The organism is Paenibacillus sp. SN-8-1 (assembly GCF_050995535.1).
Classification (GTDB): domain Bacteria; phylum Bacillota; class Bacilli; order Paenibacillales; family Paenibacillaceae; genus Fontibacillus.
This window is the reverse complement of the sequence record NZ_CP194782.1, coordinates 1-10,000: the sequence shown is the minus strand read 5'-3', so window position 1 is coordinate 10,000 and position 10,000 is coordinate 1. Positions and strand designations below refer to the sequence as shown.

General features: G+C 46.0%; 8 protein-coding genes (1 of these 8 cut by a window edge). 1 reads left to right on the top strand and 7 read right to left on the bottom strand.

Annotation, left to right across the window (positions count from 1 at the left end; all coding sequences use genetic code 11):
* Window positions 1-2,077: the 5' portion of a DNA gyrase subunit A gene (gene gyrA / locus ACRRNK_RS00040; protein ID WP_433944837.1), read on the bottom strand. 461 nt of this gene lie to the left of the window's left edge; only the first 2,077 of its 2,538 coding nucleotides appear in the window; it begins with the start codon at window positions 2,075-2,077; its stop codon lies off the left edge, out of view.
* Window positions 2,078-2,495: 418 nt separating this feature from the next.
* Here gyrA and ACRRNK_RS00035 point away from each other — a divergent pair, with 418 nt between their 5' ends.
* Complete coding sequence (locus tag ACRRNK_RS00035; protein WP_433944836.1) at window positions 2,496-3,371, top strand: YheC/YheD family protein; 876 nt, start codon at window positions 2,496-2,498, stop codon at window positions 3,369-3,371.
* Between the two features lie 92 nt (window positions 3,372-3,463).
* Here the strand turns inward: ACRRNK_RS00035 and gyrB are convergent, their stop codons facing one another.
* The 6 genes from gyrB to dnaA all read right to left on the bottom strand — a co-directional run bounded on the left by gyrB (window position 3,464) and on the right by dnaA (window position 10,000).
* A complete protein-coding gene (gyrB, locus tag ACRRNK_RS00030) occupies window positions 3,464-5,374 on the bottom strand; it encodes a DNA topoisomerase (ATP-hydrolyzing) subunit B (protein WP_433944835.1) in 1,911 nt (636 codons plus the stop codon).
* A 39-nt stretch (window positions 5,375-5,413) separates the two neighbouring features.
* Window positions 5,414-5,665, bottom strand: a complete 252-nt coding sequence (gene remB, locus ACRRNK_RS00025; protein WP_433944834.1) for an extracellular matrix regulator RemB — start codon at window positions 5,663-5,665, stop codon at window positions 5,414-5,416.
* Between the two features lie 14 nt (window positions 5,666-5,679).
* Window positions 5,680-6,792 (bottom strand): DNA replication/repair protein RecF, encoded by a 1,113-nt coding sequence (gene recF / locus ACRRNK_RS00020; protein WP_433944833.1) that lies wholly within the window; start codon window positions 6,790-6,792, stop codon window positions 5,680-5,682.
* 65 nt (window positions 6,793-6,857) lie between these two features.
* Window positions 6,858-7,073 carry a S4 domain-containing protein YaaA gene (gene yaaA, locus ACRRNK_RS00015; RefSeq protein ID WP_127198875.1) on the bottom strand — a complete coding sequence of 72 codons (216 nt, stop codon included), beginning with the start codon at window positions 7,071-7,073 and terminating at the stop codon, window positions 6,858-6,860.
* A gap of 48 nt (window positions 7,074-7,121) precedes the next feature.
* The gene (gene dnaN, locus ACRRNK_RS00010; RefSeq protein ID WP_433944832.1) at window positions 7,122-8,264 is read right to left on the bottom strand and encodes a DNA polymerase III subunit beta; all 1,143 of its coding nucleotides are present in this window, start codon (window positions 8,262-8,264) and stop codon (window positions 7,122-7,124) included.
* A gap of 389 nt (window positions 8,265-8,653) precedes the next feature.
* Complete coding sequence (dnaA, locus tag ACRRNK_RS00005) at window positions 8,654-10,000, bottom strand: chromosomal replication initiator protein DnaA (protein WP_433944831.1); 1,347 nt, start codon at window positions 9,998-10,000, stop codon at window positions 8,654-8,656.

The window sequence follows — 10,000 nt, the reverse complement described above, 5'->3', positions numbered from 1 at the left end:
CATCTAGAGTAATCCCTTTAACCCCAGTCGCACTTCTTCCCATAGAACGAACATCACTCTCAGAGAAGCGGATAGACATACCTTGAGCTGTACCCATAATTAACTCCTGCCCGGAATGTGTCAGCTTCACCTCGATGAGATCATCATCTTCCCGAAGGTTGATGGCTATAAGTCCACCTTTACGAATGTTCACATAATCATCTAGCGGTGTCTTCTTGACAATACCTTGTCTTGTGGCAAAGAACAGGTGCTTATCCTCTTCAAATTTCTCCACAGGAATAACCGCATTCACCGTCTCACCCTGCTCAATTTGAATCAGGTTAATGATTGGTGTTCCACGAGCTGTTCGTCCCAACTCTGGAATTTCGTATGCTTTAATTCGGTAAGCCTTACCTTTGTCCGTAAAGAACATTAGATAATGGTGAGAGTTCGTGACAAACAAGTGTTCAACGAAGTCGCTGTCCTTGGTATCCATACCAATGACTCCACGGCCGCCCCGCTTCTGACTCCGGTAGGTCGATACAGGCAGACGCTTGATGTAACCCGTATGGGTAATCGTGATTACCACTTCTTCACGTGGAATTAGATCCTCATCCAATATGCTCTCTTCGCCAATCGTAATTACCGTGCGGCGCTCATCAGCATACTTGTCTTTAATCTCTTGAAGTTCTCCGTCAATGATCTCCAGAACAAGAGACTCATTTGCAAGGATCTCACGGTATTCCGCAATTTTCTGGAGAAGTTCATTGTATTCATTCTCGATCTTCTCACGCTCTAGTCCTGTCAAGCGCTGCAGACGCATATCCAGGATTGCTTGAGCTTGCTCAAAGCTCAGTCCAAAGCGTTCAATCAAGCCTTCACGGGCAATCTCGCCAGTCTGAGAGCTTCTGATCAGCTTGATGACTTCATCCAAGTGGTCAAGAGCAATCCGCAATCCTTCGAGAATGTGCGCTCGAGCTTCCGCCTTCTTCAAGTCAAACTCAGTCCGGCGGCGAATAACTTCGATCTGGTGCTGCAAATAGTAATGGAGCACTTCACGCAGCGTCAGAATCTTTGGTTCTTTGTTAACAATTGCAAGCATGTTAATCCCGAAAGTGGACTGCATAGACGTATGCTTGTACAGATTATTGAGTACTACATTCGGATTGACATCTCTGCGCAGCTCAATCACAATACGCATTCCATTACGGTCAGACTCATCTCTGAGATCTGTTATTCCCTCAATTCTCTTCTCACGAACAAGTTCAGCAATTTTCTCAACCAAACGCGCCTTGTTAACCTGGTAAGGAATCTCATGCACGATGATTCTTGCCTTGTTGTTGTTCTCTTCTATCGTTGCGTTGGCTCGCATTGTTACTGAGCCGCGGCCTGTTGTATATGCTTGACGTATTCCGGAACGTCCGAGAATGAATCCGGCCGTCGGGAAATCCGGTCCGCTGATATAATCCATCAATTCAAGTGAGGTAATCTCTGGATTCTTAATAAGCGCCTGCACACCATCAATAACCTCTCCAAGGTTATGAGGCGGTATATTCGTAGCCATACCGACTGCAATCCCTGTAACCCCGTTAACCAAAAGGTTAGGGAAACGGGCTGGAAGTACCACAGGTTCATTCTCTTCCCCATCATAGTTCGGCATGAAATCAATAGTTTCTTTATTGATATCACGAAGCATCTCCATTGCGATCTTAGAGAGACGCGCCTCTGTATAACGCATAGCTGCCGCCATGTCACCGTCAATCGAACCAAAGTTACCATGACCATCGACGAGCATATTGCGCATTGCAAAGTCCTGTGCCATACGTACCATGGATTCATAAACCGCACTATCACCGTGAGGGTGATATTTACCTATAACTTCCCCTACGATTCTGGCTGACTTCTTATATGGCTTGTCCGGCGACATGCCAAGATCACTCATTGCGTATAGAATACGGCGATGCACCGGCTTAAGCCCATCACGCACATCCGGCAGGGCACGGCTAACAATGATGCTCATTGCGTAATCCATAAAGGATTCCCGCATCTCCACACCAATATCCCGATCTATAATTTGCGAGTTATTCTCTTCCGCCATGCTGGACCTCCTTAAATGTCTTACCCATGCCTAATTAACTCTATATGGTATGGAGTGAGTGAGGACTAAGGGCTTACTGTTCACTCCAATTAAAAAAATAAATTACGATCCATAAAACCGCATATATTCATTCTCTCCTATGTATAGAAAAAGCTCAAAAGAGCCTGAAACGCAGGAAATCTCCAACATTTATTATATTACTTTCACAAATCAAGCACAATTAAACGTTGATAGCCAGCAGCTTTCTTCTTCCCCACGTTTGATGAGAAATGGGGATGTGTCCACTCCCATTGTTCACCTTTCACATACACTAGGATATAGGCATTTCCTCATTCTCCTAAAAAACCTGAAAAATCCCCATATCCTATAATTATATCATTGTTTTTCTCTTCTGTCCTATGTTTTTCATCTCCAGCGGATGACCATTCTCCTAGAAATGAAAGGAAGGAAGCTGACATTGGGTATTCAAAGAATAGCGAGCAAAATGCAAAAAACGCAGATTCTCCTGCAGCAGCCAAATCTGCAGCCTTATATTCCTGAAACTCGAATGTTCTCGGTAGAGGACCTGAGAGCTATGATTCATCAATATGGACTTATATACATTAAGCCAGACATAGGGACCTACGGAAATGGAGTCATGAGCGCGGAGTACTATCAAGCGGCGCCGGAAGAAGATGGGGAAATAGAAAACAAAGAGAATCCAGTAAAAGAGGTCCCTGATTTTCAGTATAAATTACGCTTTGGAATCCAAACTCAAACCTATTTAACCTTTGAGGAGCTATACTCTGCGCTCATGGTCAAAATTAAAAGGCGCGATTATCTGATCCAGCAGGGTATTCACCTGCTTACTTATCATAGGCGGAAGTTCGACATCCGGGTACTCGTTCAGAAAAATTTAAAGCGGGAGTGGGAGACCACAGGTTATATCGCGCGCCTAGGTGCCCTCCAGAAGATTATAACCAACCATCATGGCGGTGGTACCGCCTGTCCGGTTGAGCGGCTCCTAAGCCACCATATGGACGAGAGACAGCTTGAATTATTACTATCTGAGCTTCGGCTAGTAGGTACACAGGTTGGCCATCAGCTGCAGCACGCTTACCCTAAGCTTAAAGAGCTTGGCCTCGATATAGCCGTAGACAACAATTTTAAAGCATGGATTCTTGAGGTGAACACGATGCCTGCGCTCTTCCCTTTTAAATGGCTCAAAGATAAGAGGATTTATAAACGGATTAGACGGTACGCAATCCATTACGGCAGGTTAAAGAGAACAAGGGCGCGTTCTAACGGTCACTAACTACCAAAAAACAAAAAACTGCAGCTTAAGCTGCAGCTTTTATGAAAATAACAAAACCAGAAAACTGCAGCTTAGGCTGCAGTTTCAACAATTTAGAAATCTAGATTGGTCACGTACTTGGCATGTTCCTGAATGAAATCACGCCGAGGCTCAACATTATCGCCCATCAGTGTATCAAAAATCGCGTCAGCCTGAATCGCATCAGCAATAGATACCTGCTGCATGGTACGGCTCTCCGGATCCATAGTTGTCTCCCAGAGCTGAGTAGCATTCATCTCACCCAGACCTTTATAACGCTGGATGTTGAATTTGGCGTTCTCGCCGAACTCGGCAATAATCTCGTCGCGTTCCTTCTCGGAGCCAGCATAGCGCACCACTTTGTTACGTTCAATTTTGAACAGCGGCGGCTGGGCAATGTAGACATAACCCGCATCGATAATTTTGCGCATATAACGATAAAAGAATGTAAGCATCAAGGTCCGAATATGAGCTCCATCGACATCCGCGTCCGTCATAATAATAACTTTGTGATAGCGGGCCTTGGCAAGATCAAAGTCGTCGCCAATGCCTGTACCCAGGGCTGTTATAATCGCTCTAATCTCAGCATTGCCAAGGATCCGGTCAAGGCGGGCCTTCTCCACATTCAAGATCTTACCCCGCAGCGGAAGAATGGCCTGGAAGTGACGATCACGTCCCTGCTTAGCTGAACCACCGGCAGAGTCTCCCTCAACAATGTAGAGTTCACTGATTGCAGCATCCTTGGATGAACAGTCAGCAAGCTTACCCGGAAGTGAGCTGACTTCCAGCGCACTCTTGCGCCGTGTCAATTCACGAGCTTTACGAGCCGCCTCGCGCGCGCGGGATGCTTGAAGAGCTTTCTCCAGAATGCGCTTGGCTACGGATGGATTCTCCTCCATAAACTCCTGTAGCTTCTCGGCAAATAAGGACTCGACAATCCCGCGGACTTCACTGTTACCCAGCTTGGTCTTGGTCTGTCCTTCAAACTGCGGTTCAGGGATCTTGACGGAAATGATGGCAGTCAGGCCTTCCCGCACGTCATCACCGGTGAGGTTGGAGTCACTGTCCTTGATTAGATTATATTTACGGGCATAATCGTTAATAATCCGGGTGAGCGCACTCTTAAATCCAGACTCATGAGTTCCGCCCTCGTGGGTATTAATATTATTTGCAAAAGAATAGATATTCTCCGTATAGCTGTCATTGTACTGCAAAGCAACTTCAACTTGAATCATATCTCTTGCGCCTTCAACGTAGATCGGTGTCTCATGAAGAGCCTCTTTGTTCTGATTCAGGAACTGGACGTATTCACTGATTCCGCCCTCGTATTTGAACGCATTGGATTGCCCGGTACGTTCGTCGTGAAGCGAGATAGAGATCCCCTTATTCAGGAATGCCAGCTCACGGATACGAGTAAGGAGAATATCATAGTCAAATACCGTAGTTTCGGTAAAAACCTCTGGATCTGGTGTAAACGTAGTCTTCGTGCCCGTCTCCTCAGATTCCCCTATAATACGGATATCATATTGTGGTGCCCCGCGGCGGTATTCCTGCTGATAAATATGCCCGTCACGCTTAACCTCGACAACAACCTTCTCGGAAAGAGCATTCACTACGGACACGCCCACACCGTGCAGACCACCGGATACTTTGTACCCTCCACCGCCAAACTTACCTCCGGCATGCAGGACGGTCATTACAACTTCCAAGGTTGAACGCTTCAGCTTGGGATGTTCACCGACAGGGATGCCGCGGCCGTTATCAATGACCGTTACACTATTATCCTGATGCACGATTACGTCGATATGGTCAGCATAGCCTCCCAATGCTTCGTCGATACTATTGTCTACGATCTCCCATACCAAATGATGCAGACCTCTGGAGCTGGTTGAACCTATATACATACCTGGGCGTTTCCGTACGGCCTCAAGGCCCTCGAGCACCTGTATCTGATTTTCATCATAGGATTGTTCATTCATCGACATGCCTTCACCTGCTTCTTTTATTGAGATTCAGTTCCTACCTCACGCATTTGCAAAAAATTGGTGCGCGCGCTTCTTCAGCGTTGCTGAGGAAATGGGGGAATAGTACACCGTTTGCTTAGTCACCACAATGGACTTCGGTTCTTCCTCACTGATGTGAACCACCTGCTTCTGCTTCTGAGCATGGGTCACGAACTGCTTGGATATCTTCGAAGATTTCTCGATTGAAATATCAAAAATAGCGACAAGCTCAGCAGATGAAATAATCTTCTCTCCGCCTAAATGAATGTACATTACGCGCCTCCATCCTAGCTATTTACTTGTCCCTCTTGGACATGATAAATACTGGCGTCCTTCAGCTTACCGGCATTAATCGTCTCGATGCCAGTTGCGGTAATGAACGTCTGTACTTTGCTTTGAAAGGTCTCGATCAATTGAGTCTGACGATAAGGATCGAGCTCAGAGAGAACGTCATCGAGCAGAAGAACCGGGTACTCACCGATCTCCTCATGGATCAGCTCAATCTCTGCTAGCTTAAGAGAAAGCGCCGTTGTTCTCTGTTGGCCTTGCGATCCATATACTTGTGCTTCTTTGCCGTTGATATAGAAGGCTAGATCATCCCGGTGTGGTCCCGCAAGAGTCATGCCCCTCCTTATCTCCTGATCCTTCATTTGTGATAACTTTATCATAAACTGCTGCAATAAGACAGCTTCATCTTCTTCCTCAGCCTCTCCGAAGGAAGGCAAATAGATAAGCTCCAGCCTCTCGGCTCCGTTCGTAATTCCCTGATGAATATCTGAAGCCCACTTTTGCAGTTTTCTTATGAATTGTTTCCGTTTCTTTATTATTTTAACACCATGTTCCGCGAGCTGCTCGTTCCATATTTCAAGCATGGTCGACATATCACCGCCACCGCTCCAGGACTGCTTGAGCATATTGTTGCGCTGAATCAGGACCTTCTGATACTGCTGCAGGTGATATAAGTAGCTGGGCGTGACCTGGCCGATCTCCATGTCGAGGAATCGCCTTCTGATTCCTGGTGTGCCTTTTACAATTTCAAGGTCCTCAGGCGCGAACATCACCACATTGAGAGCCCCGATGAAATCACTCAGCTTACGCTGCTCGAGGCCGTTAATCTTCGCCTTCTTGCCCTGAGCGGACAATCTAAGCTCCAGATTGACAATTCCATACTTCTTATCCACCTCTGCTCCAAGCAAGGCGGCATTCTGCTGGAACCCAATCAGCTCTTTATCCTTAGAGGTCCGATGTGACTTGGTTAATGCGAGAACGAATATGGCCTCCAGCAGATTCGTCTTGCCTTGGGCGTTGCGGCCAATCATTAAGTTGACACTTCCGAAGGAATCGAGAGTCAGCTCATTATAGTTACGGAAATGCTGTAAGCTTAAATTTTTGACGAACATTGAACGGTTACCCCCTCATCTTACGCTGCCTTGCTTAAGGCAGTTGCTCCGATTATCAGGGATTGTTACTTAGCAGCAACCTGAAAAGTCCCGCAGCCTTCCACCTCGACAAGATCTCCCGGATACAGCTTACGCCCCCGGCGTTCCTCTAATTCCTGATTCACCTTAACTGCACCGTCCTGCAGCAGGGCTTTAGCCATTCCGCCTGTCGGCACACAATCAGCCAGCTTCAAAAATTGATCCAGCTTGATAAACTCACTGTGGATAAGTATCTCCTTCATGCCAAATCCCCCTTTCTCCTGCAGTTATCAACAGGTGCATAACTTTTTTTAGTTGGTCGTGCGGTAAGGAAGAATCAAATATAGGCTGCGACTCTCATCCACCGGCTTTACAATAATCGGACTCATTGGACCGGTAAAGCCAATATGGAGCTGCTCGCTCTCTACGACCTTAAGAACATCAAGCATATACTTGGAGTTAAAAGAAATTCGCAGCGGATCACCATTAAATTCAGCAACCTCCAGCTGCTCTGTAACTTTACCCAGCTCCGATGAACTAGAGGAAATTTCTATTGTACCATCTTCTAGCGTCTGAAGGCGGACAATATTTGTCTTCTCTTCACGAGAGAGGAGGTACGCACGGTCAATGGATTCGCTCAATTTCTTGGTATCGAGCACAAGCTCTGTCTTGTAGTTGGTCGGAATAATTTTAGAAGTATCGGGATAGGTCCCGTCTAATATACGTGAATAGAACAATACACGGTCAATTTTGAACAACACTTGATTATCGGCTACGACGATATCAACGCGTGTATTCTGATCTGGAATGATCTTGCTAAGCTCGTTCAGCGTCTTACCTGAAATAACAATATTGCTGAATTTAACATTATCAGCATCGTCAAGCGGTGCAGTCCTGCTTGCCAGGCGGTGGCGGTCTGTAGCGACGAATTTGAACAGACTATCGCTCAGATTCCAGAGAACCCCGGTAAGAATAGGCGTTGTCTCTTGAGTTGAAATGGAGAACACGGTCTGCTTAATCATATTACGAAGAAGATCGCCGGGTATGGAAATAACCTGATCTTCTTCAATGCTTGGCAGAACAGGGAATTCTTCCGGATCCAAACCGACCAGTTGAATATCGGTAGAGCCTGAGCGGATAAAGGTCTGGAATCCGTCCTTAACCTCCATTTCGATCTCTTGCGATGGCAGCTTCTTAATAATTTCCACAAAAAACTTGGCCGGAAGCACCACACTGCCCGGACGCTCCACCTGAACGATGGCTTTCTTGTCGTCTTCAGCGGGAATAAAAGCCTGGATAGAAATATCCGTATCACTTGCGGTCAGAATAACCCCTTGAAAATTCACTTCCAGCTTAATACCGGTAAGAATAGGGATGGTTGTCCGGCTGGAAATAGCTTTGGATACATGCTGGATGGATTCATTAAGATCAATTTTTAAGATGCGAATTTTCATGTTTTCAACTCCTAAAAGTGTTATGAAGCATAAGTTTGAAATCTATGGCATAAGCTTTTGTAAAGCTGATTTTTGGGGTTGCCGTTTTAGTATGGTTTGGGGATATTTTATCCGCACTTTTTATGAAGAAGTATATCTTTTAATTAATTATAGAAGTAGTAGGGGGCCTGAATATGTGGATAACCAGGCTAAAGACATAAAACGAAGCCTATTCACATGTGTATAAATTGTGCATAGGCTTTTGTGGTTTTTTGCTGAATTTTTATGCTTTATTTGACCGACTTAAAACGACATGTATGGATTGAACTATAGACTGCGTGATCGATTCCTTTGCATAACCAGTGTTAGCCTTGATCCATGTGCTCATTTCTTTAGTTCATTCCATATGGTTAGGAGGAATTTTTAATTTTCTCCGTTAAGGTATTAATGACTTTGTACAGATCCTGATCGACCTTCAAATGCTGGGTGATCTTCTCGTGAGCATGGATCACGGTTGTATGGTCCCGTCCCCCGAATGCTTCTCCAATCTTGGGAAGAGAATAATCTGTTAGCTCCCGGGATAAATACATCGCAATCTGCCTTGGGAATGCAATAGCTTTGGTCCGTTTGCGGGCTTTGAAGTCTTCCATCCTCAAGTTGTAATAATCCCCGACCTTTTGCTGAATATCCTGTATGGTGATCATCTTAGGCCTGCTCGAAGGGATGATGTCTTTGAGCGCCTCTGCTGCTAAATGTGTAGTCACATCTTGATTAATCAGCGATGAATAAGCAACAACGCGGATTAAAGCACCCTCAAGCTCACGGATGTTGGTATCGATCTGATTCGCGATATACATCATAGCTTCATTGGGAATGTCCAGATTCTCCGCCTTCGCCTTCTTCCGAAGGATCGCAATCCGGGTCTCCAGATCCGGCGGCTGAATATCGGTAATAAGTCCCCATTCGAACCGCGATCTGAGCCGCTCCTCGAGTGTCGGGATTTCTTTTGGCGGACGGTCACTTGAGATAATAATCTGCTTGCGTTCTTCATGGAGCGCGTTAAATGTATGGAAGAACTCTTCCTGGGTAGACTCTTTGCCGGCCAGGAACTGAATATCATCGATCAGCAGAATATCTATATTCCGGTATTTGTTACGGAAGCTCTCCGCCCGGTTGTCCCGGATAGAGTTAATGAACTCATTCGTGAATTTCTCGGAAGAGATATACACCACCTTGCTGCTAGGGCTGTGCTCAAGAATATAGTGCCCGATCGCATGCATGAGATGCGTCTTGCCAAGTCCTACTCCTCCATACAAAAAAAGAGGGTTGTACGCACGGGCCGGGGCTTCAGCTACAGCAAGCGAAGCAGCATGCGCAAACCGGTTGCCTGAACCAATAACGAACGTATCGAACGTATATTTGGGATTAAGCATATGGGATATCGTATCTTCACTTGGAACGGGAGGTGGCGTCTGAGTCTGGGGAAGGCTAGGCTCACTTGGTCTTGATTCCTCAATGACAAAGGAGACATCAACCTGCTTGCCCATGATCTCCATGACGGTTGTTGCTACCAGCTTGGTGTAGCGACTTTCAAGCCACTCTACAGCAAAAGTGGTCGGTGCGGAAATGACGATAGTCTGATCGGTAATGGAGACCGCTTTGGTTGCTTTAAACCAAGTATCGTAACTCGGCTTGCTTAGCTTGGTTTGAATGATGGATAAAATTTGTTGCCATATTTCAGAAGTATGGCTGTCCAC